General features: G+C 67.8%; 34 protein-coding genes. 31 read left to right on the forward strand and 3 right to left on the reverse strand.

The genetic code is table 11. From position 1 onward, the window contains the following. The first annotated feature begins 114 nt into the window (after positions 1-114). From AC27IY_RS26955 to AC27IY_RS27085, 27 genes are all read left to right on the forward strand, one after another. Positions 115-417: a hypothetical protein gene (locus AC27IY_RS26955; RefSeq protein WP_487179563.1), complete on the forward strand. Its 303-nt coding sequence runs from the start codon at positions 115-117 to the stop codon at positions 415-417. Between the two features lie 19 nt (positions 418-436). Then, positions 437-643 (forward strand): hypothetical protein, encoded by a 207-nt coding sequence (locus tag AC27IY_RS26960; RefSeq protein WP_487179564.1) that lies wholly within the window; start codon positions 437-439, stop codon positions 641-643. Next, a complete protein-coding gene (locus AC27IY_RS26965) occupies positions 640-843 on the forward strand; it encodes a hypothetical protein (protein WP_487179565.1) in 204 nt (67 codons plus the stop codon). Before AC27IY_RS26960 ends, AC27IY_RS26965 begins: the two co-directional genes overlap by 4 nt. After that, the gene (locus tag AC27IY_RS26970) at positions 840-1,817 is read left to right on the forward strand and encodes a hypothetical protein (protein WP_487179566.1); all 978 of its coding nucleotides are present in this window, start codon (positions 840-842) and stop codon (positions 1,815-1,817) included. The genes AC27IY_RS26965 and AC27IY_RS26970 overlap by 4 nt, the downstream gene beginning before the upstream one ends. Then, complete coding sequence (locus AC27IY_RS26975; protein WP_487179567.1) at positions 1,817-3,523, forward strand: recombination directionality factor; 1,707 nt, start codon at positions 1,817-1,819, stop codon at positions 3,521-3,523. Before AC27IY_RS26970 ends, AC27IY_RS26975 begins: the two co-directional genes overlap by 1 nt. Continuing rightward, positions 3,523-3,942, forward strand: coding sequence for a hypothetical protein (locus AC27IY_RS26980; RefSeq protein WP_487179568.1), 420 nt, complete (start codon positions 3,523-3,525; stop codon positions 3,940-3,942). The genes AC27IY_RS26975 and AC27IY_RS26980 overlap by 1 nt, the downstream gene beginning before the upstream one ends. Before the next feature lie 59 nt (positions 3,943-4,001). Beyond that, a complete protein-coding gene (locus AC27IY_RS26985) occupies positions 4,002-4,256 on the forward strand; it encodes a hypothetical protein (RefSeq protein ID WP_487179569.1) in 255 nt (84 codons plus the stop codon). A 40-nt stretch (positions 4,257-4,296) separates the two neighbouring features. Then, a complete protein-coding gene (locus tag AC27IY_RS26990; RefSeq protein WP_487179570.1) occupies positions 4,297-4,539 on the forward strand; it encodes a hypothetical protein in 243 nt (80 codons plus the stop codon). A 94-nt stretch (positions 4,540-4,633) separates the two neighbouring features. Next, positions 4,634-4,987 carry a hypothetical protein gene (locus AC27IY_RS26995; RefSeq protein WP_487179571.1) on the forward strand — a complete coding sequence of 118 codons (354 nt, stop codon included), beginning with the start codon at positions 4,634-4,636 and terminating at the stop codon, positions 4,985-4,987. Next, complete coding sequence (locus AC27IY_RS27000) at positions 4,984-5,367, forward strand: hypothetical protein (RefSeq protein ID WP_487179572.1); 384 nt, start codon at positions 4,984-4,986, stop codon at positions 5,365-5,367. Before AC27IY_RS26995 ends, AC27IY_RS27000 begins: the two co-directional genes overlap by 4 nt. Further along, positions 5,364-5,597 carry a hypothetical protein gene (locus tag AC27IY_RS27005; protein ID WP_487179573.1) on the forward strand — a complete coding sequence of 78 codons (234 nt, stop codon included), beginning with the start codon at positions 5,364-5,366 and terminating at the stop codon, positions 5,595-5,597. Before AC27IY_RS27000 ends, AC27IY_RS27005 begins: the two co-directional genes overlap by 4 nt. Beyond that, positions 5,594-6,145: a hypothetical protein gene (locus tag AC27IY_RS27010; RefSeq protein ID WP_487179574.1), complete on the forward strand. Its 552-nt coding sequence runs from the start codon at positions 5,594-5,596 to the stop codon at positions 6,143-6,145. Before AC27IY_RS27005 ends, AC27IY_RS27010 begins: the two co-directional genes overlap by 4 nt. Next, entirely contained in the window at positions 6,142-7,068 is a 927-nt protein-coding gene (locus tag AC27IY_RS27015) for a hypothetical protein (protein ID WP_487179576.1), read from the forward strand. The genes AC27IY_RS27010 and AC27IY_RS27015 overlap by 4 nt, the downstream gene beginning before the upstream one ends. A 45-nt stretch (positions 7,069-7,113) precedes the next feature. Further along, on the forward strand, positions 7,114-7,410 hold the full coding sequence (locus AC27IY_RS27020) for a hypothetical protein (RefSeq protein ID WP_487179578.1): 297 nt from the start codon (positions 7,114-7,116) through the stop codon (positions 7,408-7,410). 16 nt (positions 7,411-7,426) lie between these two features. Continuing rightward, positions 7,427-7,702, forward strand: coding sequence for a WhiB family transcriptional regulator (locus AC27IY_RS27025; protein WP_487179580.1), 276 nt, complete (start codon positions 7,427-7,429; stop codon positions 7,700-7,702). Next, positions 7,699-7,971 carry a hypothetical protein gene (locus AC27IY_RS27030; RefSeq protein WP_487179581.1) on the forward strand — a complete coding sequence of 91 codons (273 nt, stop codon included), beginning with the start codon at positions 7,699-7,701 and terminating at the stop codon, positions 7,969-7,971. Before AC27IY_RS27025 ends, AC27IY_RS27030 begins: the two co-directional genes overlap by 4 nt. After that, positions 7,964-8,326 (forward strand): hypothetical protein, encoded by a 363-nt coding sequence (locus tag AC27IY_RS27035; RefSeq protein WP_487179582.1) that lies wholly within the window; start codon positions 7,964-7,966, stop codon positions 8,324-8,326. Before AC27IY_RS27030 ends, AC27IY_RS27035 begins: the two co-directional genes overlap by 8 nt. Then, positions 8,319-8,825, forward strand: coding sequence for a hypothetical protein (locus tag AC27IY_RS27040; protein WP_487179583.1), 507 nt, complete (start codon positions 8,319-8,321; stop codon positions 8,823-8,825). Before AC27IY_RS27035 ends, AC27IY_RS27040 begins: the two co-directional genes overlap by 8 nt. After that, complete coding sequence (locus AC27IY_RS27045) at positions 8,825-9,370, forward strand: hypothetical protein (protein ID WP_487179584.1); 546 nt, start codon at positions 8,825-8,827, stop codon at positions 9,368-9,370. Before AC27IY_RS27040 ends, AC27IY_RS27045 begins: the two co-directional genes overlap by 1 nt. Next, complete coding sequence (locus AC27IY_RS27050; RefSeq protein WP_487179586.1) at positions 9,367-10,518, forward strand: hypothetical protein; 1,152 nt, start codon at positions 9,367-9,369, stop codon at positions 10,516-10,518. Before AC27IY_RS27045 ends, AC27IY_RS27050 begins: the two co-directional genes overlap by 4 nt. 33 nt (positions 10,519-10,551) lie before the next feature. Beyond that, entirely contained in the window at positions 10,552-11,067 is a 516-nt protein-coding gene (locus AC27IY_RS27055; RefSeq protein ID WP_487179587.1) for a J domain-containing protein, read from the forward strand. An 82-nt stretch (positions 11,068-11,149) separates the two neighbouring features. After that, on the forward strand, positions 11,150-12,124 hold the full coding sequence (locus AC27IY_RS27060; RefSeq protein WP_487179588.1) for a hypothetical protein: 975 nt from the start codon (positions 11,150-11,152) through the stop codon (positions 12,122-12,124). 1,459 nt (positions 12,125-13,583) lie between these two features. Continuing rightward, positions 13,584-14,222, forward strand: coding sequence for a hypothetical protein (locus AC27IY_RS27065; protein WP_487179589.1), 639 nt, complete (start codon positions 13,584-13,586; stop codon positions 14,220-14,222). 85 nt (positions 14,223-14,307) lie between these two features. Continuing rightward, positions 14,308-14,991 (forward strand): hypothetical protein, encoded by a 684-nt coding sequence (locus tag AC27IY_RS27070; protein WP_487179590.1) that lies wholly within the window; start codon positions 14,308-14,310, stop codon positions 14,989-14,991. Positions 14,992-15,275: 284 nt separating this feature from the next. Then, positions 15,276-15,908 (forward strand): hypothetical protein, encoded by a 633-nt coding sequence (locus AC27IY_RS27075; protein WP_487179591.1) that lies wholly within the window; start codon positions 15,276-15,278, stop codon positions 15,906-15,908. Between the two features lie 121 nt (positions 15,909-16,029). Then, positions 16,030-16,263 (forward strand): MerR family transcriptional regulator, encoded by a 234-nt coding sequence (locus AC27IY_RS27080; RefSeq protein WP_487179592.1) that lies wholly within the window; start codon positions 16,030-16,032, stop codon positions 16,261-16,263. Between the two features lie 25 nt (positions 16,264-16,288). After that, entirely contained in the window at positions 16,289-16,495 is a 207-nt protein-coding gene (locus AC27IY_RS27085; RefSeq protein ID WP_487179593.1) for a helix-turn-helix domain-containing protein, read from the forward strand. 26 nt (positions 16,496-16,521) lie between these two features. On the opposite strand, the gene AC27IY_RS27090 is transcribed toward AC27IY_RS27085, so the two are convergent. Then, positions 16,522-17,139: a hypothetical protein gene (locus AC27IY_RS27090; RefSeq protein WP_487179595.1), complete on the reverse strand. Its 618-nt coding sequence runs from the start codon at positions 17,137-17,139 to the stop codon at positions 16,522-16,524. 233 nt (positions 17,140-17,372) lie between these two features. Here AC27IY_RS27090 and AC27IY_RS27095 point away from each other — a divergent pair, with 233 nt between their 5' ends. The 3 genes from AC27IY_RS27095 to AC27IY_RS27105 are packed head-to-tail and all read left to right on the forward strand — an operon-like array spanning position 17,373 to position 18,808. Next, positions 17,373-17,669 carry a hypothetical protein gene (locus tag AC27IY_RS27095; RefSeq protein WP_487179596.1) on the forward strand — a complete coding sequence of 99 codons (297 nt, stop codon included), beginning with the start codon at positions 17,373-17,375 and terminating at the stop codon, positions 17,667-17,669. Next, the gene (locus AC27IY_RS27100) at positions 17,666-18,634 is read left to right on the forward strand and encodes a tyrosine-type recombinase/integrase (RefSeq protein ID WP_487179597.1); all 969 of its coding nucleotides are present in this window, start codon (positions 17,666-17,668) and stop codon (positions 18,632-18,634) included. Before AC27IY_RS27095 ends, AC27IY_RS27100 begins: the two co-directional genes overlap by 4 nt. A 9-nt stretch (positions 18,635-18,643) precedes the next feature. After that, entirely contained in the window at positions 18,644-18,808 is a 165-nt protein-coding gene (locus AC27IY_RS27105) for a hypothetical protein (protein ID WP_487179599.1), read from the forward strand. Between the two features lie 740 nt (positions 18,809-19,548). Here the strand turns inward: AC27IY_RS27105 and AC27IY_RS27110 are convergent. After that, positions 19,549-19,914 carry a PadR family transcriptional regulator gene (locus AC27IY_RS27110; protein WP_487179600.1) on the reverse strand — a complete coding sequence of 122 codons (366 nt, stop codon included), beginning with the start codon at positions 19,912-19,914 and terminating at the stop codon, positions 19,549-19,551. A gap of 260 nt (positions 19,915-20,174) precedes the next feature. Beyond that, on the reverse strand, positions 20,175-20,612 hold the full coding sequence (locus tag AC27IY_RS27115) for a hypothetical protein (protein ID WP_487179602.1): 438 nt from the start codon (positions 20,610-20,612) through the stop codon (positions 20,175-20,177). Positions 20,613-21,651: 1,039 nt separating this feature from the next. Between AC27IY_RS27115 and AC27IY_RS27120 the strand changes: the two genes are divergently transcribed. Beyond that, positions 21,652-22,257 carry a ParB/RepB/Spo0J family partition protein gene (locus AC27IY_RS27120; RefSeq protein WP_487179728.1) on the forward strand — a complete coding sequence of 202 codons (606 nt, stop codon included), beginning with the start codon at positions 21,652-21,654 and terminating at the stop codon, positions 22,255-22,257. Positions 22,258-22,278: the final 21 nt, after the last annotated feature.

Here is a 22,278-nt window from a genome sequence, read left to right on the forward strand (position 1 = left end):
CGTCACAACGCGATAGTGTCGGTTATGTCGGTTCGATCATGTGCGAGCACAAGCAGAAGCGCTGATGAAAACGCCCGACAAACAAAGCCAGCAATCACGGAGCGTCATACCGCCATGCCCAACGGCATCCTCCGCTGGGAAGATCCAGCCCCCGCCAGAACCCGCATCAACAAGGAGTACGAGCCCGTGGCAGCCCAACTTCGCAAGAACCCCAGCAAATGGGCAGTCATTGCCGAGAACCCCGACACCCCCGAAGGCAGACGCGACGCCAACCGCCTCTTCAACGCAGTCAAGAACGGCTACCGAGGCTTCAGTGGCGACGGCAACGGCACCTTCAAAGCCACCACCCGCACCGTCACCAAGGACGACGGAGCCAAGGCCGTCCTCGTCCACGTCAAATACATCCCGCACACCTAATAGCGGAACCGCAATCAGCATGACCGACACCACTCAAGTGTCGCCTCCCGACGACCTGGTGCAGCTCATCGCCACAAGAGCTGCCGAGCACTGGAACCACTACGCGAAATCCGCGCTCACCCGTCTGCTCGCCGACGTCCTCGGCGACTACGACACCGCCGCCCAGCTCATCGAGGAGACCGGCCGAAAACTTCTGGCCGCCGAGTACGAAGAGGACACCCAGTGACGCCACCGAGCACCGCGCTCCCCACCGAAGCGGAGCTGACCGACTACCTCGGAGCTCTCAAGACCAACGAAACGCCGCAGCCGCCGAGCCGGCCGAGCTACGGCAGCGGCCCCGCCCTCGACCCGATGACCGAGGACGAATACCGGTTCGGCTGGTTCGGCCAGGCCGACTATGACGGGCACCTCGGCGGTGACGCGTGAACATCGTCATCCGCGAAGACGAGCGCGACGAGTACGACCCGAGCCACGCCGTTCCCACCAGCGCGGGCCGCTACTACTGCGACCCGATGCTCAGCCCGAACGACCCGAACCGGATGAAGATCTCCGTCACCAACGCCATCGACCAGCACATGATCGAGGCGCTTGCCCCGGCCGCCGCAAGGGACACCGCGATCTGGCTGATGGACAACCTCCCCGCCGCGAACCGCGCAGCCGCCGACCCCGACGACATGGAAGCGTTCATCAAGCTGGCCAAGGCCCAATACCGAGTCCAGTGGGACAGCAAGGCCGACCTCGGAAGCCGGGTCCACAACATCGCCGAGGCCATCAACCTCGGCGCCCCGTACATCCCGGACGAAGAAGCCGCCCCGTTCGTGGACGCCTACCTGGAGTTCCTGCGCGACTTCGGCGTGGACATCCGCCGCGACATCAAGGCGGCCGAGTGCACCGTCATCAACCGCACGATCCCGTACGCCGGGACCAGCGACATCTGGGTCGAGCTGCGCTTCCCCGGCCCGACGTCGCCGATCATCCCGAAGTTCAAACCGCGCGCGGTGCCAGCCAACCCGCTCCCGACGCCGTCCGGGCTGTGGCTCGTGGACATCAAGACGAGCCTGACCAAGCCGGCCAGCGCCGTCTACGAGGACCACCTGATGCAGCTCGCCGCGCTGCGGAACGCGGAAGTCGCCCTCATCTGCCCGCCCGAGTGCAGGTACGGCGAGACCGATCACCACGACGACTCGCACGAGTTCCCCATCCCGCCGTTCGTCGGCACAGCGATCCTCAACCTCCGCACGAACGGCTACGGCTTCGTGCCCCTCCCGGCCGACCAGGACGCGTTCACCGCGTTCTGCGGGCTGCTGCCGCTCGCGCACTACGTCCACGGGCTCGAAATGCGCGGCTTCAAGCCCATCCAGCCCCCGAGCAAGACCAACACCCGGAAGGACGCCGCCTGATGCCCATCGACCCCTCCGTACTGCAGCGCCGCCACTGGCAGGACGGCCGGATCCGCCTCGGCATCAAGAAGGTCAGCCGGAACGGTAAGGAGTACCCCAGCAAGATCGACACCTTCCGGTTCACGTCGCCGTCCGAGGACATGATCCGGGGCGTCGCCGAGAAGTACGGCGGCGAGGTCAAGCCGTGGAAGTCGCCGCAGGGCCCGCAGTTCGAGGTCATCACCAACGCGCAGCGCATCCCCGTCATCGTCCCGCCCAACGGGCTGAGCCAGAACATGGAGCTCTGGGACGGCAAGCTGTGCATCCGCCGCTGCACCGGAGTCGCGATGCAGCCCCCATTCGTCGGCCCGTGCCTGTGCGGGGCGGACGTCGAGCTCAAGAGGCGGCCGTGCAAGCCACACACCCGACTCGGCGTCTTCCTCAAGGAAGTGCCCAGCTTGGGCTTGTGGCGGCTGGACAGCAAGGGCGGCAACGCCGCGGCCGAGCTGCCAAACGCCGCCGAGTTCCTGGCCCACGCGGGGACGTACGTGGACGCCTGGCTGTACGTGGCCGAGCGCACCGGATCGTTCCTCGACCCGAAGGACGGCGTGGTCAAGGCCACGACGTACATGGTGCCCGGCCTGACGATCGAGGGCATCGGCTTCGACGAGCTGATGTCGGGAGAGGTCGCCCGCCGCGCCGAGCTGGCCCGTGGCGGCGGTGGGCAGCGGGCGATCGAGGCTGCGCCCGCGACCGACTACCTCAAGATGATCGAGGCGGCCATGGACCGGGAAGCCGTCGAGGCGATCTGGAGGACGTCCAAGCTCGACCCCACCTGGCAGGGCCGGGAGCAGGAAGTGGTGGCTGCCGCTAAGGCGCGCGTCGCCACCTTCCCCCCGCAGCCCGACAAGAACGCCCCGCAGGGACAACCCACCCCGGCGGCCACGCCGCCCAGCGAGGCCCCGCGCGAGGAGGAGGCCCAGCACAGCCCGCCGCAGGGGTCGGACGCGCCGCCGGCGGCGAGCGACCCCGAGTCGGACCGGCTGCGACAGCACATCATGACCGCGTGGTCCGGCACGACGAGCCAGCTCCACGCCGCGTTCCGGGACAGCACCGGCACCACCATGAAGGCCGCGACCCTGCAGCAACTTCAGCAGTTCGCCGACCAGCTCGGCCAGCCCGCGGCGGGTCCGATCGCGGACGAACCCCGCAAGGCGTCCGAGCGCGCCGAAGCGCTCCTCCAGGGCGCCCGCGAGCAGAACACCGCGGCGGCCGACGACGGCGAGGACATCGTGGACGGGGAGGTCGTCGAGGACGAGGAGCAGCCGAAGCCGACTGCTAAGGCGCTGCGCGACCTCGGCATCTGGCTGAGCGAGGCCGGCGTCACCATCCACACCGGCAAGGGCGCGACCAAGGCCAACGACGACGCCCGATTCGCCTGGATCGCCGAACACCTGGGCGTCACCGTGACCTCGACCAAGGACCTCAACGCCGAGCAGGTGGACACCGGAGTCAAGCTGCTCATGCAGCAGGCCGCCGCCCGCCGCAAGGACCTGCAGCAGCGCATCGTCAACGTCTGGTCCGACCTCGACGGCACCAACCAGCAGCTCTCCGCCGCATTCGAGCAGCACATGAGCAAGCCGGTCGCCGAGGCCACCAACGCCGACCTCGCCACGTTCCTGCAGAAGCTCAACAACAGCGAGGTCACCCCGGACGGCGGCCAGTGATGCGCCTGACCAACGACCAGCGGGCGGTACTACGCGCTGACCGGCTCGCGCGAGTCAAGCGCGAGCGCGAGCGCCGCACCGCCCTGTTCGCGGAGATCGCGCGCCATGCAGGAGCGTGTGAAGACCGGCGCCACTGCCTGCTCTGCAAGGCGTTCCGGCTGCTCGTCGAGTACATGCCTGAGCCCACGATCCGCGAGGAGTACGAGCAGCTCCGCCACCGGCTCGACGAGCTGGGGGAGCGCTTGCAACGCATCCGCGACGTGCACACCACCGTCGCCGACGCAGCCCGCATCGGCACCCCGCTGGCCCGCACCGTCCACGACGCCGCGTGGGTCGTCGCCGTCCGTCTCGCCAACGCCTGGCACGGCGAGGAGGTCGAAGACCCCTACGCCCCGCTGCCCCCCGACTACCACATCTAGCCGCCCGGCCCGGCGCTCGCACACCGCGGGCACCGGGCCTACCCCTCAAGGAGTGCCTGATGAAGTCCATCACCGTCGAGTACGACGACGTCACCCCCGCCACGATCGAGCACCGGCTGGCCGCTCAGGAGACCGTCCTCGCCATGGGGAGCCGCCGCTACCCCGCCGCGCTCAACGACCGGGCCGCCCTGCTGGAGGCCCTGCAGATCGCCGACCGGCTGTCCGCCGCCGTCGTCGGCTGGCGCGGCGACATCGTGGCCGCGCTGCAGAAGCTCGACAACGACCGGTACGCCCGCGAGAACGCCACCACCTGACCCCAGCACCGTGACCAGCGCCGCCGCCCCGGGAGAACGCATGGAACTCGACCCGCACATCACCCCCGACATCGCCGCACACGTCCTGTTCCACCTCGGCCGGGGCGGTTGGCCCGGCAGCACCTTCGTGCAGAAGCTCCTCGCCGCGTTCGAGGCCGCCGACACCCCGAACCGGCTCCAGCTCGCCAAGGGGTTCCCCGGCTACGCCTCCGCGTTCGAGCTCGCCAAGAACATCAACGACGGCGTCGCCTTCCTCCAGGCCCACGCCGACAGCAACCACTAAGGAACAGCATGAGCCGCTACACCATCCCCAACGCCCTCGGGTCGCCCGACAGCCGGGTGACCACGGTCGACGCCGCCCTCCAGGGAGGTGGCCGATGAGACGCAGCGACATCGAGGTCATCGGCGGGCTCATCTTCTTCGCCCTCGTCCTCGCGATCATCATCGGCGTCGCGGCGGTCAAGACCGGCACCGGCCGCGTCGAGACCGCCACCGTGGAGTCGAAGGAGCGGGTGTGCGACAGCCGCCGCGACTGCCGGTACCTCATCTTCACCGACCGGGGCGTCTACGAGAACACCGACGCCTGGCTGAGCTTGAAGTTCAACAGCAGCGACATCTACGGGGCGCTCAAGACCGGCCACACCTACCGGCTCAACGTCAACGGGTGGCGCGTCCCGGCCACCTCGTCCTACCCCAACATCCTCAGCATCGAAGGCGAGGTCACGAAGTGAAGACGAAGTTCGAGATCGCCATAGAGAAGGCAGAGCCGTACCAGAAGTACCTCGTCCTCGGCGTGAGCATCGCGTTCTTCGGCGGCCTGATCATCTTCGGCGGAGTGTGGGCGCTCGTCATCGCCGTCTTCTGCCTGCTCGTCGGCATCCTCCTCGGACTGATCACCGGTGCCGAGATGATGCGGCGCGACCTCGAATCCGAGATGACCGCCCTGCGCTTCGAGTACGAAGCCGCGTCGGAGCTGGCATACAAGCTGGCCGAGGATCTGAACACGACAGCGGAGCGCGCCGAGTCGGCCGAGCGCGACCTGCTCGCCACCGCCGCCGAGAAGACCGCGCTGCGCGCCCAGCTTGAGGGCCACGCGGGCGACACCGCGTGAAGGCCATCCTGGCGGCGATCGGCGCACTGACCGTGCTGATCGCCGCCGGGGTGGTCGTCCTCTCACTCCTCGCCCACCGCGCCGAGCGGCGACGCCTCCGAAGCAACCGCGACCACCGGGCTGCCCGGCCGGCCGAGCAGGTCGCCGCCAGCCCGGCCATGTGGTCCGACTTCTGGCTCGACCACCACCTGCACAAGGTCCTCAAAACCCCGAAGGAATGGAAACCGTGATCCCCTACCACGTCGTCGGCCTCGACATCTCCCTCACCAGCACCGGCATGGCGACCGGCCTCGGCTGGTGCGAAAAGACAGGACGCGACGGCATCACCAAGCTGCCCCTGCAGAGCAAGTACCGCGCGCTCAACCGGCTGGCCAGCGACATCATCGTGCTCACCAACGCCGAGAAAGCCCACCTCGTCCTTGTCGAAAAGCTCGTGTTCAACCGGCAGGACGGAGGCCGCGGCGGCGCCGGGGAACGCTCCTACCTCTACTACCGGACGATGGGCATCATCGCCGACGCCGGAGTGCCCGTCGTCGAGGTGCCGCAGGCCACGTTGAAGACGTACGCCCTCGGCAAGGGCAGCGGCGAGAAGAACGAGATCGTCGATTCGGTCGCCCGCCGCCTGCCGATGTTCCACACCGGCGGCAAGCACGACATGGCCGACGCCGCAGTGCTCGCCGCGCTGGGCGCCGACCACCTCGGGCACCCACTCGCGGACATGCCTAAGGCACACCGCGCCGCGCTGACCAAGCTGACCTGGCCGGAGGTTGTCCTATGACCTCCGACGCCTACACCCAAGCCCGCCTGCGCTACGGGCGGCAGCGCCACAGAAAAATCAAGGCAGGTACCTGGCAGGGGCTCGTCGATGCGGAAGAGGCTCGGCAGCACGTCTTGAGACTGCACCGGATCTGGCTCGTCAGCTACGACGCGATCGGTGAGCTCGCCGGGGTCTACCCCACGAACGTCAAGCACCTCGCAGAAGGCAGTCGCACCCGGAAGCTACCGCCGCCGGCCCGGATCACGGCGCGGATCTCCGACGCTCTCCTCACCGTCACCGTGGACGACCTGCCCGAGACCTGCATGGTTAACGCGGTCGGATCCATGCGGCGGCTGCGTGCCCTGGCGGTTGCTGGATGGTCCGTACGCCAGGTGGCAGACCGGGCAGGTGTCGCCTGGGTGGGGCTCAAGATTCTCCGGCGTGGTGAGCGCACGACGGTCCGTCTGCGGACCGCGCGCCTGATCAACGAAGCGTACGAGGACCTGCTCCATCTCGACCCGCGCGAGCACATGCGCGCGAACGCCGTCACCCAGTGCCAGAAGGACGCAGCCGACTACGGGTGGCAACCAGCCGAGGCGTGGGCCGACGCCATCGACGACCCGGCGGCCGAACCTTGGCGGGTGGTCCGCTGTTCTTACCCGGCCTGCGTCCAGGGGTCGAAGGACGAGCGGCTGCTGTGCGACAACCATCTGAGCCTGCTCAACAAGAAGGGCACCCTCGAAGGGCTTCGAGTCAGGCGGAACGCCGAAGCTCTCCTGGAGGACGCTCTCTTCATCCTCGCCACGGACCCGCCCATCAACCCGCTGACGCAGCAGATCGACAAGGAAGCGATCGCCGAACGGCTCGGCACCAACTGGGAAGCCCTGGAGCGCCTTCTGAATCGGGCGCGCATCAACCTCAACAAGCTGCGCGTAGGCACGTGAGCCGAAAGCGCTACCGCAATCAAGTGGACGAGCAGGAGATTCGCCATGTCTGACTCGGCATCCGACGTTATCTCCGACGCTCTGGCGACGGTTGGCACCACCGCAGACGGCATCCTCGACGCCCTCGACAACGCCGGATTCCGGGTCATCCGACCCCAGACCGGGCCGGCCTGGACGCCCCTCACGCCGAGAAGTCTCGCGAAGGTCCAGCGGGCCGCAGACATGATCAACAGCGGCGCGACGCTCAAGCAGGTCGCAGACGCCATGCAGACGTCGCTGCGACAGGCCGAACGGTACAGCGCCGCCGCCCGTGAGCTGGGGCTGATCGAGCAGAGGCGCTGATGAGCAGCCTACGCGGATGGCGCGCGAGCGCGGCCTGCCGGGGGCAAGCCCTGGTCTTGTTCTTCGGACCGACGGAGGACGAGCCCGAGAGACCTCCAAGCAGAAGAAGGCCCGCATCGAGCGGGCCAAGCAGCTCTGCCGCACCTGCCCCGTCCGAACCGACTGCCTGGACTTTCACCTACAGGCCAGCGCAGCGCAGTACGGCGTCGCCGGAGGCCTCGGCGAAGACGAGCGCACGGCCTACCGGCGGCGCCTGCAGCGCCAAGCAGCACGAGAAAGGAGAACACCGTGACAACCCCCGCCCGAGAGAACGCGATCAAGGGGCTCGCGCACCGCGCTTACCACCGCGACCACACCGAACCAGGGGAGCGGGCCAGCACGACGGACTTCGCGTTCGAGTTCATCACCTGGCTCCTCGCCAACGGCTGGAGCGAGCCGCCCGAGGCCCAGCCCGCCCCCGCACCATCGCCCCGGCCACCCGCGAACGGGCTGCGCGGACCGGCCCTCGCCCGCCACGCCCTGGCCCAGCTCGCCACCGGCAAGGGGCACGACGGTGACTGACCTCGACGACGACAAGCCGTTGGTGCCGTTCGACGAGGTCGGCAACCTCCTGCGCCAGGCGTGGGTCCCCGAAGGGGAGATCGTGTGGCGCGTCCCGGAGCCGTTCACCGCGCGGCTCCAGCTCGGGCAGTTCGCCCGGGGCCGCGCCGCCGGGTTCGTCATGTGGCTCGACGACGCTGGCCACCTGTTCCCCATGTCGATGACGGAGCTGGTGGACACGATCCGCACCACAGGCATGGAGCCCGGCGGCTACGTCGAAGCCGAGTGGATCGCCCACCGCCGCGGCGGCGCGTACGGCATTCAGCTGTACATGTCGCGGCGGGAGCGGCGCCGGGTGCGGCGAGGCCATGAGTGAGCGCGTGGTCGCGCCGCCGTCCGGGTGCCGCTGGTGCGGCCTCGCGCACCGCGACCACTTCCAGCGGTGGACCCGCTCGGCCGGCTGGCACACCTACACCCCGCCGACGCAAGACCAGATCAAACAGCGAATGAAAGCGCGCCGGACCATCCAGGGCCAGCACGCCTCCCTCGTCATCAGCGACGAGGCCATGAACTGGCCCGCCACCGAAAGGACCGAAATGCTCACCACCGACACCCCCGGCAATGAGGGCGGCATCGACCTGCGCGCCGCCTTCGTCCGGATCGACGCCCGTCACCAGCCGACCGTAACCGAGCAGTGGGTCTCCTGCAGCAACCACAGCAGGCAGTGGGTGGTCGGAGTCCTGAACATGTGCGGGATGTGCGCCCCCCGGCCCGTCACCACCTGCTCCAACGACGACTGCCCCACCTGGCCCTGCGCCGACCACCTCGCCCTGCACGGCGAGACCGTCGACACCTGCACCCACGGAGACGGCTGATGCTCAACCGCCTCACCCCTAACGAGCGGGCCGCCCTGCTCCTCATGCTCAACCGCAGCCTCGACCACCAGCTCGTCCCGCCCGAAGCCGCCGACCACGTCCGGCAGCACTTCCGCAGCCAGCTCGAAGCCCTCGTCAGCCCGCGCCCCGCCACCCTGGTCTACACCGGGTGGCGGGGCGCCGCCCGTCACAGAGTCCGCGCCGACCTCGAGACCACGCTGGCGCGCGCCGGCGGAGGCCTCCACGTCATCGTCGGCTACAACCCCGACACCGACGACCCGCCCGGCGGCGACCGCTGGACGTACGAATGGGCCAACCACACGCCGGGCGTCACCGTCGAGACGCACCCCGCACCGTGGCACATCCGCGAGCTGTCGAAGTCCGCCGGACCGTACCGCAACGGGTTCATGCTCGGCCTCGCCGCCGGCCGCGGGGGCGCCTTCGAGGTCCTGGCCCACCTGCACCCCGCGAGCAAGGGCGCGGCTGGGACCGCCGCGTACGCCGATCACCTGGGATTGCGCATCCGGAAGGAGCCCGCCAGATGACCAACAAGGGCGACGTCAGGAAGCTCGTCGAGACCGAGACGGACCGCCTCGGTTTCGAGATGCGGCTCGCCAACGGCAAGTTCCTGATCATCAACCCCGCCAACGGCCGCACCGGGGAGATCCCGCTGCAGGCCATGGGCCGCGGCCTCGACAACTACCGGACCAAGATCCGGTCCCTGCTGAACGACCACCCCACGAAACCTTCCCCCATGGTCGCCGCCACCGACCCCGCCCCCGAGAAAGCCGACACCATGCCCCGTGACACCTGGTGGAGCGTTGACGAACTCGTCGGCGCAGCCCTCGCGAACGGCATCAAGCCGTACGTGTCAGGCGGCCTCCTTCACACCCCCGGCCCCGTCGAGTCCAAGTCGTACGCGGACATGCTGCACGCCCGCGAGGCCGAGGTGATCGCCTACCTCACCAAGAACACCCCCGCCACCACCGAAGGAGACACCACCGTGCCCGCGATCGGCGACACCGCCACCGTCGTCAGGAACAAGCCCCGCGACATCTTCGCCGACGCCGAAGCCCTGTGGGGGCTGCTCCGCGACGCTGCCCGCGACCAGGGCGACAAGCAGTTGACCAACGGCGGCGTCGTCGGCGTCCAGTGGGTGGGCGCTCTCGCCGACATCATCAAGGCCGCATGCCCCGACTGGGACTCGCTGCACGAGAAGGACGTCCGGCAGTACCTCAACCGGACCGAGCACACCCGCTGCCACCGCCCCCGCGCCAACCCGCCCGTGTGGTGGATCGCGCTGGAATGGAACGACGGCGGACTCACCATCACCAAGACCACACCGAAGCCCGATCCCCGGACCGTCGCGGCCGCGGCCACCACGAAGACCGGCACGACGAAGCCCCCGGCGAAGACAACCCCCGCCCCCGCCGAGATCGCGCCGCCGGCCAACGCGGGCCCCGCGCTGCGGGCGCTCCTCGGGTTCGAGCAGGCCATCAAGCGGACCGAAGCCGAGCGGGACCAGGCCATCCGCGAACGCGACGAAGCCCGCGCCCAGCGCGACGAGGCGCGCGCCGCCCACTCCGACCTCCTCGTCGAGCTGGACGAGATGAAGGCCGACCGCGATCAGGTCAAGACAGAGCTCGACGCCATCAACGCCGTGTTCGCCCGGTACAACGGAGGCACCGCGTGATCGAACTGTCCCGATCGGACACGGGGGAGTGGCGTGTTCTCCCGCGCTGACGTGAAGCCGTGCCAGGGCAGCAAGGACAAGATGCCGTGCGGACGGTTCGTCCGCTGGACCCGCACCAAGGCCGGTGCGCCTTTCGCGGTGGACCTGGCCCCGCACGAGGACGGCAACACCGCCGTCTGGAGAGACGTCCACGGGGTGCTCCGGTCGCGCCGCATCACCGAAGACCAGCCGCTCGTCCCGCCGGAGAAGCGGATGATGCCGCACGTCGCGACCTGCACCGGTCGGCCGCGCGTCCAGGTCCCGCCCCCGCCACGCAGACATCCACCAGCCGGGCGGCTGTACGACCTGCTCGGAGTCGCCTCGACCGCGACCCAGGACGACATCAGGAGGGCGTACCGCAAGCTGGCCCGCCAGCTCCACCCCGACGTCAACCCCGACCCCGAGGTCGCCAGCCGGTTCCAGGAGATCGGGGAGGCGTACCACGTCCTGTCCGATCCCGGCCGGCGGCAAGCCTACGACCTGACCGGGCGGCCACCGCGAGCCGGATGAGAGCTAATTGCGGTACCGCTATCGTGGCGGGACGCCTCTTCCCTCGGTGGCTCCCACGGAAGAACAGCACGTAAGGGGCCTGATGGGTTACAAGCTCGCCGACGAGGTGGCGATCAACGCGCCGAAGAGCACGCCTCCGAGGGACCTGCTCGCGCTGATCGCCATCGCCCGGCGGATCAACGATGCGACTCGTACCGGCTGGCTGACGCGCGAGGAGATCGCTCACTGGGCGCGGGTCGACGTGCGGTCGGTCAAGGCGATGCGGGAGCGGCTGGTTGAGGCCGGGCTGCTCGTCGTGCTCGAAACCGGGGGCGGCCGCCGGAAGGCGACCGTGTTCTACATCCCTCCGATGCCTGGGTACCTGCCCGGGCAGCCGCCGCGGCCCCTGGACCTGGAGCTCGAAGCGGGCCCCTCGGATGTCCCCGTTTCGGGGGCGGAGGGGGCGCCGCACCCCGGAAAAGGGGGAAGTCCTGACTTCCCCCTTTCTCCTGTGGATAACGCTGTGGACGACCGGGAGACCGGCGGAAAAGGGGGAAGTCTGGACTTCCCCGTTTCCGGGACCGAAAGGGGGAAGTCTGGGACGCAAAAGGGGAAGTTTGGGACCAAAAGGGGGAAGCCTGGACTTCCCCCCAATCCTCTCTCCACTCCTCAACTTCAATCCTCATCTCCGTACGGGGCCGAGGAGGAACCGCACCGACCCGCCACCGACCACCACCCAGACGACGACAAGATCAGCAAGGAGGAGAAGAACACCCCGGCGGCCAGCCGCGCCGCCCGGGTCATCACCAAACGCATCGGGTGCCCCCTGGACGAGGCCGAGCGCATCGCCCAGGTCATCGCCCACGAGAACCGCGTCCGCAAGTCCCTGCACGTGTACGTCGCAGGCATCCCCGCCGCTGACCTGCGCGCCTGGCACGAAACCACACGCGACCAGGAAGCCCGCCAACAGGCCAAGACATCGCGCACCACCCGCACAGCCGGCCGATGCGACCTGCACTGGCTGCCGCTGCCCTGCATCGGATGCGCCGCCGACGCCAAGGCCATGCCCGACGCGTGACCCGCAGGTTGGCGGATAGCCCGACACCCGACAAGCCTCCTACCAGGGAAAACGCCGAACACGTCCAGGCGCGGGACCGCCCGAAACACGCGAGAACAGGCCGAAGAGCAGCCAAAACGAGCCGAAAACCCATCAGAACGAGGCTGAGCCGTCCCCTCGTCGCTGATGGGTTTTCGCTGTCCCGAGACGCATCCCGACGAGTCTGACGCACCAGATCCGACACGACGCACCATCTAGAACGCTCTCAGATCAATGCAGAGCGACGAACAGGGTTCTCCCGATACTCTTTACTACCCCCCAGAACATAGAGCGCTGTACGTCGATCTGAGAGCGTTTCAGTGTCAGCAAGATCCACGAAAGCCTGCCGAGGGTGGGCATCGGGTCGCCAGTCGGCGAAACCGGCAGCTTGGTGCCAATGCAGACGATGAGCCGTTCCATGAGAGTTCGAACATCAGTTCGATTTGCCTGCCAGCCGGCCCTTTTCGTGATCTAATCGTTATAAAACCGCCTGAAAAGCGTTATCGGAATTGGGCCCCTAAAGATCTGCACTGGTCTACCGTTTGTCATGTGCAGATACGAACGAGCGAACGGCTCGCGTGGCTGACCTGCGGGGCAGCCGTCGCGCTCCTAGTAGCGAACACACTGACAGGGGGGAACGTGACTACGGCAAAGCTGATCGCGGCCGAACCAACCGCGACAGTCACCCTCGCTGGTCCCCCCGGCCCGCCCGGCCCGCAGGGCCCCCAGGGTGAACCCGGACCGTCCGGCCCGCCCGGCCCCCAAGGCGACCCCGGACCCCAGGGCATCGCCGGACCGTCCGGCCCGCCCGGACCCCAGGGAAGCCCCGGCCCTACGGCAACGGTCACCGCCGTTCCCGTCCCCGGCCCCAAGGGCGACAAGGGCGACCCCGGCCCGCAGGGCGAGCAGGGCCCGCCCGGACCGTCCGGCCCCCCCGGACCTCAGGGCGAGCAGGGCGAGCAGGGACCGAAGGGCGACCCCGGACCGACCGGCCCGCAGGGCGACCCCGGCCCTACCGGCAGCGTCGGGCCCACCGGCCCCGCCGGTACCGGCGAGCCCGGACCGACCGGAGCGGCAGGGCCGCCCGGACGGGACGGGAGCGCCGGACCGTCCGGCAAGCCCGGATCGCCCGGACCGAAGGGCGACCAGGGCGACCCCGGAACGGCCGACGCCCCAGAGCCCGGCAGGCTCAACGCGGCGAACACGGCAAGCGGCGACCCCGTGACCGTGTGGGCCGCATGGGCCGCCGCCCTGCTGGCAGTCGGAGCCGTCGCGCTCGGACTGCTGATCAGGTGGCGACGCCGCAGACGTGGGCAAGCCAGCGAATCCGCTGATCAGCCCGCTAATAGCGGTAGCGCAACTGACGAGACCCAGCAGCTCTAACCAACCCGCCCGCCCGGACCGTCCGGGCGGGCACCCAACACCACGAAGGACAAGACCAATGCAGATCAGCACGAACCCCGCCGAGATCTTCGACGCCATCGAGCGCGTCACCATCGCCCACAAGGCAACGTTCTCCCGGCAGGGCGTCTCCCGCCCGACTGGCAACGTCGTGATCGGTCTGGCCGCTTCCGGCCGCCTTGACGAGCTGGCCAAGGCCGACTCCGAGGGCAGCGTGGCTGACCGGATCATCACCGGCGACGAACTGAAGGACGTTCCCGCCGAGTACATCGCGACGCTCGGCACCGGCAAGACCGCGCCCAAGTTCACGACGTACGCCCTGATCGGCATGCGCGTGGCCGCACAGCTCGGTTTCGGACAGGCGACTCTCGTGGAGCTGGGCAAGGTGCCCGGCACCAGCGCGACCAAGGTGCAGAACTTCCTCGCCGAGCTTCCCGAGATGGCGGAGTACCGCAAGGAGATCGAGGCCCGCCGGAAGGCCGCCGCGAAGGTCGCCGCCGACACGGCCGCCGTCCGCCTCGTGTGGAAGTTCGCCGAGAAGTTCAAGGCCGACCACAACGAAGAGACGTACGCCGAGGTCATGGAGGAGCGCGGCCTTTCGTTCGGTCGGGTCATGGAGATCATCGAGCTTCTGACCGCCGAATCCATGGTCAAGGCCGCCGAGAGGTCCGACGCCTAACCCCACCGGGCGCGCCTGTGTCGCCACCACGGGCGCGCCCGCCCCTCCCCAGCCAACACCACCAACGCCACAGGAGACCCCCGTCATGTTCAGCCGAGAGCGCGCCGAAGCTGCCCGCGACCACGCCCGCAACGGCCTGCACTCCCTTGCCCAGCACAGGGCCACGTGCCGCGTGTGCTCTGTCGAGCCGATCCCCTGTCAGTTGGGCAGCATCATCGAACGCGGAGCGGCGAAGTTCGCCCAGCAGGCCAGCCACGCCCTTTCGCTCTACCTGCCGACCGGAACCATGGTCATCTACACCGGCCCGCGCAAGCAGTACCAGGGCCGCGAGTGGCGGGTGCATGGTCTGTCCGTCCGCCACCCGTGGGCGGGCTACCGTCTGGGTGACTTCGACATGGACCCGTTCGAGGCTTCCCTAGACTCCCTACAGCTCACCGGCAGGGAGGAGCGGGAACGGGCCATGTACGCCACCACGCGGGACATCGTGAAGGTCCTGGCAGCCGCGTTGGGGCAGTACAACGTTCCGCTTGCCGTGTCCGTCGAGCGTTGGCCCGGCGGCGTCCGTATCGGGTGGAGCCCTATCGACCTGAACGCCGCAGAGGCCAGCGCGCTCAAGCACCCCGACGTGGCCGCCCGGCAGTACATCTCGGCAGCGCTCTACCTCCTGTCAGTGCTGCGCGACACGTGCCGGACGGGGCAAGCTGACGCGCTTCCGAAGATCGCCGACCGCGCGCGTAAGCTTGCCGCCCGCGCAGGCGTCCGCGTGTAGCGCGCCGCGCCGACAGCGCCGGACCGCATCGCGCGGTCCGGCGCTTTCGCATGCCCCCCAGGGGCCCCGGATCGGGGCCGGCCAGGGCTGCATTCGGCTTGGTTCCTGCGAAAAGAATTTGATCTTGTAGCCTTGTGGCGTTTCGTCTCGGGGTCGGGGGTGCCGTGTCTGGTCTTGCTTCTAGGGTGTCGGTGGTGTCGGGCGCGTGCGTGGGTCCGTGCAATGCGAGGTCGCGGCGGGCGTGGGCTGCTTTCGAGGCGGCTCGTGATGCGCATGCGGATCTGGTGGACGCGTGGGTGCTGGGCGGCGAGGTGGGGGAGCTTCCTGTCGAGCCGGAGGTGCCGGTGGTTCGGTGGCGGCCGGGGGAGCCGCTGGTGTGCGGTCGGTGTACGGCGTCGGTGCGGGCGGCGTTGTTGGAGGTGGATGCGTTCGCTGCGCAGCTCGCGAGGGAGGCGGATGGGTTCCGGCCGCCGTCGAAGTGGTCGAGGGTGTCGGGGTCGCGGCCGAAGCCTGCGGTGTCGCCGGTGGGGGAGCTGCTGGAGAAGCTGACGGGCGGGCTGCTGGACTTCGAGGATCGGGCGCGGGAGTGGCTGGGGGCGGGGCCGCGTCTGGGTGGTGCGAGGTCGGCGGTTGCTCGGTCGCGGGCGGTGGGCTGGTTGGTGGAGTCGGGCCGGCTGGAGAGCGTCCTGGTCCGTGAGGATCTGGTGGGGCTGGTGGATTTCGTCCTGTCGTGGCGGACGGTGCTGGAACGGCTGGCGGGGGATGAGCCTCCGGCGTGGACGCCGGCGCGGTGCCGGTGTGGTGAGCGCCGGTTCCACTGGGACGTGAAGGCGGGCTTCTACGTGTGTGCCGTGTGCGGGGCGCACGTTTCGGAGCGGGAGGCGTCGGGGCGGGTGGAGCAGGAGGCGGCTCGCTGATTGCGGTGCCGCTTTCGGTTTGCGCCGGACGGCGGGGTGTGTAACACTTCCGGGCGACGGAGAGACGTGTGCCCTCGGACCGATCATGGTTCGAGGGCTTTCCGCTGTTCGGGGGGTGTTCGTGTCCCCTGCGACGGCGAAGACCGCTGCTGCCCGGCTGGGCCGGGAGGCGGTGACCATCCGGCAGTGGGCGCGCCGGTACGGCGTGCGGGTGCTGGGGAAGTCGGGCCGCGAGGTCGTGTACGACTTCGCCGACTTGGCGACGATCGAGGGCTGTATCTGGCGGGGGGACGAGGTCCCGTCGACGCCGGAGGGCCGGGATGCGTTGCGGGCTCGGCTGGCGGCGGCGGCATAAGAGTGATCAGACAGGGGTGGCTGTGATGGCCAGGAAGTATCAGCGGGTGGCGGGCGCGGAGCGTGAGGAGCTGAAGGCGGAGCTGAAGCGCCGGTACATGGACGGGGAGTCGATTCGGGGGCTGTCGATCTCGACGGGCCGCTCGTACGGGTTCGTTCACCGGCTTCTGGAGGAGGCGGGGGCGCCGCTGCGGCCGCGGGGCGGCAACCAGAGGCCGGCCCTGCGCCCGTGACTGCGGCGGATAGAGGCGGAAGAACCCTACTTTGGGCCGATGAGATCCGACAGGATGTTGAGGGGCACGGCGAAGAGTAGACCAGCCAGGAAGAACATCCACTCCCGACGGCGCTGGCGACGTTTGTCGGCCTCGGTGTTGCCGAGGATGAGGGCTTGCACTGCCTCAGCTTCTTCACGGTCCATGGCGATGAGAGTGCGTTGCCGCTCAGCTTCTTCGGTGAGCTGTTGATGGGCGGCCTGTTGCGCGGCTACTTCGCGTCGTAGCTCGTCTGTGAGCTTTCCCGCCTCGATGAACGCGACGTTGGCTTGTTGAACGGCACGGTTGACGGCATTGATGCGTTGTCGAAGTCGTTCGGCGGGGTCGATGGTGGGCGAGGGCTGAGTCGGATCTCTGGCCGTATCTCTGGTCGTATAGAGGGCGGCTAGGAGAATGCCGAGGACGCCGAGCCCGAGCGCTATGAGGAACCAGGACGGCGACTCAGCGATACCGCTCTCGAACGCCCTCACAATGAGGTAACCAAAGGCCGCAGCGCCCGCCAGGCGGCTTGGCCACAGGGATCGGGAAAAGCGCTGCCACGCGGTCGGTGGCACGGGCCCCGCCCCGGGCGAGTCGGGCGTCTTGTGGGTCGGCTCGTCGGTCACAGAGCTATTTGAGCGTTGGCAGGCAAAGATCACTAGCCGAGTGATCGAATCGAAATCGCGAATCGACAAGATCCTTAAGAGGGGAACATAATCCACGTTATGTTCCCCTCTCCGTGGTACCGTCACGAGTGATCCACTTCCCTCGTGAAAGGTGCTCTCATGAGCAACCACAGCAGCGACCGGCTCCACCCGGCCGCCGCACCCGACCTGATCGCCCGTGTCGGTGATGCGCGATGAACGAGCAGGACACCCGCCGCTACCGCAGCCAGACCGGAGCCCTCCGCCGGGAAACCGTGATCGAGTTGCGCCAGGCCCTCCGCTCCATGCGGGACGGCGCGGCGGCGTTGTCCGATCGGCTGGAGCGGTACGACCGCCTCGACGAACACGACATGGACGCTCTCGGGGAGCTGGTCGCCGCCGCGGTGCGGGCCGGCCGGAAGGGCGCGGTGCTCGACACCCTCGACTGGGTTGACCCGCTGGTGCCCACCGGCGACGACCAGGAGGACGAGGACGACGAGGCGGACCGATGACGGGCGAGCTGGTCCAGGCGCCGCGCGGCGACCTCGCGCTCCCGCTCGACTTACCGTCGATCATCCTCGACCTCACCCGGGCGTGGCTGTGGTCGTACGACTCGCCGAACACGCGCGAGGCGTACGAACGGAACATCCGGCGGTGGTTCGATTTCTGCGCGGAGACCGGCCTCGACCCGCTGGAGGCGCGCAAGCCGCACGGCGACGTGTTCTCCCGCTGGTACCAGGAAACGGCCCGCCGGCCACCGAAGCCGAAGACGGTCGCTCAGGTGCTGTCGTCGGTGTCGTCATGGTATGAGTACCTGCACGCGACCGAAGCGCTCGACGCCAACCGGTTCAAGAAGACGCGGCGGCCGAAAATCCCACGCAAGCACTCCGAGACGGTCGCCCTCACCAAGGGGGAGGCGCAGGACCTCCTCCGGGCGGCCGACGCCGACCACGGCCGGGAACGGCTGCGCACCGCAGCACTGATTCGGCTGCTGCTGCAGACCGGCGTCCGCATCTCCGAGGCGATCAACGCTCAGATCGACGACCTCGGGTTCGCCCGCGGATATCGGACGCTGCGCATCACGGTCAAGGGCGGCGACACGATCACTCGGCGGCTGCCGGTGGAGACGACGCATGCGCTGGACGTCTACCTCGCTGAGCGGGCGCGCCGCGAAGGGGTTGAGCTGCAGGACCTGACGGGCCCCCTGTTCGCGACCTCGACCGGCCAGAGCTGGAGCAGGTCGAAAGCTTTCGAGCTGATAGGGCGCATCGCCAAGCAGGCGGGCATCACGTCGAAGGTGTCGCCGCACTCCCTACGGCACACCTACGCGTCGCTGGCTCAGGAGGCCGGCGTCGCGATGCGGCAGATCCAGCTCGACCTCAACCACGCCGACGTGTCCACGACCGAGATCTATCTGCACAGCCGGGACCGGCTGGAGAAGGACGCCTCGCAGGTGGTGGCGTCGCTGCTGGAGTAGGAGGATCACGTGCCCAGATCGAGAACGAGCGCGCTGGACAAGGCGGCATGGCTGCACCACTGCGGCGCGATCAACCTGGGCACGTGGACCGACCGCGCGGTGTGCGGCGGCTGCCGGTACGCGGTCGGCCACGCCGAGGACATCGAGCAGTTCCGGCTCGTGCGGGTCTGGTGAGGTACGCAAACCTCGCATTCGTCGCGTTTCGGGACTTTCGGAACGCTGATCATGCGGGATTCGCGCGTCTCAGAGCAACGCTGATGGGTGATCGCGAGCCTTCTGTGGTCATTGGATAGACCTAAAGTAGATCTTGTTAGCAACGCTCTGAGCTGTTTTCCGGGTCACCGACATAACGACAAACGTGAGAAGCGGCACCGGAACTACAGTTGCATCCGCCGTGCCGATGGGTCACTCGCTAGCGCGACGATTTACGCGCCCTAGGGCCTGTAGCATGTGATCTGTTGGTCGGATCTGGAGGACCGCTTGCTCGTCAGGCTGTATCCCGTGCGAGACCAGCTCGCTCCCGAGGTACATGCTGAAGCGCTTCTCTGCCTCGGAGTCCGTAGGCGAACCACGCCCGATGTAAATGATCTCGCCATACCTTCGGGACGGCCTTCGGCGGTTCGGTCGGCCGCCAATCGCGTTGTAATAGAGCTGAAGCCAGACAAGGACTCTGTAGGCTCTTGTTGATGTCGCCCCGCAGGCAAATGCCAGCGCGGTAAGCAGTTTGAATAGCTTTCCGGGTCTGCTGTCAATAACGGCGGCAAGTTCTTCGGCGCGAATCTCCGCTCGCTCGGACTTCCCGTACCGTGCGTGCGCCGACCAGGTGGAAATCTTTCGGGCTGCCCATGGGCAGATGTCGCAGAACTCGTTCACTGCCAACCCCGCAGCGATGCTGAGGATGACCTCTGCCGTGTTCAAAGCTCACCGCCGAACTGCAGCATGCTCAACCAGCCGAGCTGTATGAACCCGAGGGCGGGCTTGTACTTGGGTGATGCTGGTCGCCGCTCGACCAGCAGAGCACGGGCTGCTGGTGCTCCTTCGCCGGTGAGGCGGTAGAGGCGTCGTCGTGGCCGGTTGGCGTCGGGTTCGAGTTCTTCCCACTCGCCAGTGATCCAGCCAGCGTCTTCGAGGCGATCGAGGGCGTTGTAGACAGTTGGGCCTGAGCGCTTCGCTTCCTTCATGATCGCCCAGCCGTGGATCTTCTCGCCCTCCTTGTGGGCGCGTAGCAGCACTTCCAGCACGTCGAGCGTCGGCTGGGTGATGCGTTGTAGACCTGCCATGCGCTTATCTTACCTACTCAAATTAAGGGCTGTGCGCTGTTTCCGTCCCTCAAGGAGATCGTCATGCGCTGGCACACCGTCAACTACAAGCGCAGGACAGCAGCCGAGCACTCGTCGATCGTGGGTGGTGGCTGTCGGACCTGCCCCGTCTCATGCTCGTCTGCCGCATGAGCGGCCACCGGCCGGTCGTGGACGGGTACGGCCGGCTCGCCCTCACACGGTGCTTTGGGGCGTCTGCGTCCGGTGGAGCCGGAGATCTCTCAACTCGCCAACGGCGTGCCAGGCTCCGGCCCCGACTGAAGTGGATTTACTGGCTCGGCTGCTTGAGCGCGACGGATCTGTCTGAGTCCAGCGGTGTCGAATTGGCGCAGTACGAACATACCCACCAATGCGAGCATGCTCGGACCGGAGAATGCCAGCGCAAGCCATGCCTGCCCGTTCATGCCTACGATCACGGCTGCTATCAGCATCGCTACGGCGATTCCACATCCGATAAGGAGTCCCGCCATGAACAATCGGTGGGATCGCTCGTCGTTCCGCTCCTGAATCTTGGCCAACTCCATGCGATAGGCGTGGTCGCGAACCAATTGAGGCTCCAGCGCCTTCAGAGCTGCGCGCAGATGTTCGGGTGGGAGTTTGGTCCATAGCATGGCTATGTCGATGCCAGTGGGCTGAGCGGTGTGTCGGTCGAGGTTCATGATGCTGCACCGCCGTCCCCCCGGCTGGATGCTCCATGCGTGGCGCCAAGCTGATCGGGTGGGGGCCCAAGGGCCCGAAAGAGAGCGTCAAGCTCTTGGGCAACTGCTGGTGCCATATCAATAGTGAGCTTGGCGTCGCCCTCGTTGTCTGAGTCTGTTACCCCCCATATAGCGGAGTAGGCCAACCTGCCTGTGGAGGCTAGCTGGTCAAAGCGGGCGTCTCTGTAGGCGCGAGTGGTCCATGATGGCTTTGAGATGGTCCAGCCCATATGGAAGGCGAACTCGTCTAAGTCCATGAACAGCTCTCGGCCGATCTTCTCTAAGCGCCCTCGAATCCACCGCAATGGTGTGCTTGCAGCGAGCCAGGAAGACATGCCCATGCTGCCACGATAGCGATTGCTTGCTGGAATGGGCAGGAGCCCCGCAAGTAACGAGTGCCTACGGGGCTCACACCCATCAGATCTTGTCCTCCTCGATCTTTCCAGCGCCTGAGAAGATCGCCTTGACCACTCAACGAAGCGATCAAGCACTTGGAGAAGCCAGTCTCGTCGGTCCTCCGGAAGGGCGACTGATAGAGCGAGCGCTGGAACGAACGCCAGCACCGCCACCATTAACGGCAGAGCCATCAAGGCTGCGACGAGCACGCACAGCCACAGAGGGAAACCAGACATCAAGGTCCTTGCACCGACAGAGGGCACCTTTAGGCGCAGTGCCTGAAGGTGCCCTGTGGCCAACCGTCTCCACGGACGCGGGGACGGGCCGTGCCGCATGATCCCGAAATCGCTGAATCCTGTGATCTTTGAATTTGTGCTTGATCGTTATTTGTGATTTAGATGATCGCAAGGAAGAGCTGCAGCGTTAGTGGGGGATCGTTTGAGCTGTGGCGTGTCGAGTGCTTGTGTCGATGAGTTTCGCGATGTGAGAGGGCTATCGGCATCACGTGCGCCGAGTCGCTGCACGGGAGCTTACACACAGGCGGCTGGCCATTCAGCTGATTCCGGAGGTTGCCGTGCCCGGCGTCGTTTCCCAGACCTACCGCATGGTCCCGGTCGCTGACCTTGAGCCGCACCCGGATAACCCCCACCAGGGCGACGTGAACGTAATCGCCGAGTCGATCGAGAAGAACGGCTTCTACGGCACGATTCTGGTCCAGAAGTCCCGGATGCGGATCATCGCCGGGGAACACCGCTGGCGCGGCGCGAAGGCCAAGGGCCTGAGCCAGGTGCCCGCCCTGATCCTCGACGTGGACGACGACGCGGCGCTGCGCATCCTCCTCGCCGACAACCGCACCGCGGAGATCGGCGGCTACGACGACCAGGCCCTTGCCGAGCTGCTGCGCGGCCTCGACGACCTCGACGGCACCGGCTGGACGGAGCAGGACCTCGACGACCTGGCCGAAGCCATCGCCGCAGACAACGCGGTAGCCCTCACCTCCGACCGCGCTCCGGCCTCGGGCGGTGGCCGCGCCGACCAGGCCGGCACCGACGCGGCCGACGAGGAGGAGCTGCCCGACCCGGGCGACGCCGAGACCCACACGCGGCCCGTCGTCTGGGGGGTCGTGGTCACCTGCGACAGCGAGGCCGAGCAGGTGCAACTCCTCAACCAGCTCGCCGGTCAGGGCTGGAACGTCCGCGCCCTGATGTAACCCCCGCCCGCTACCCCTTGG

Source organism: Nonomuraea sp. B208 (assembly GCF_057536035.1).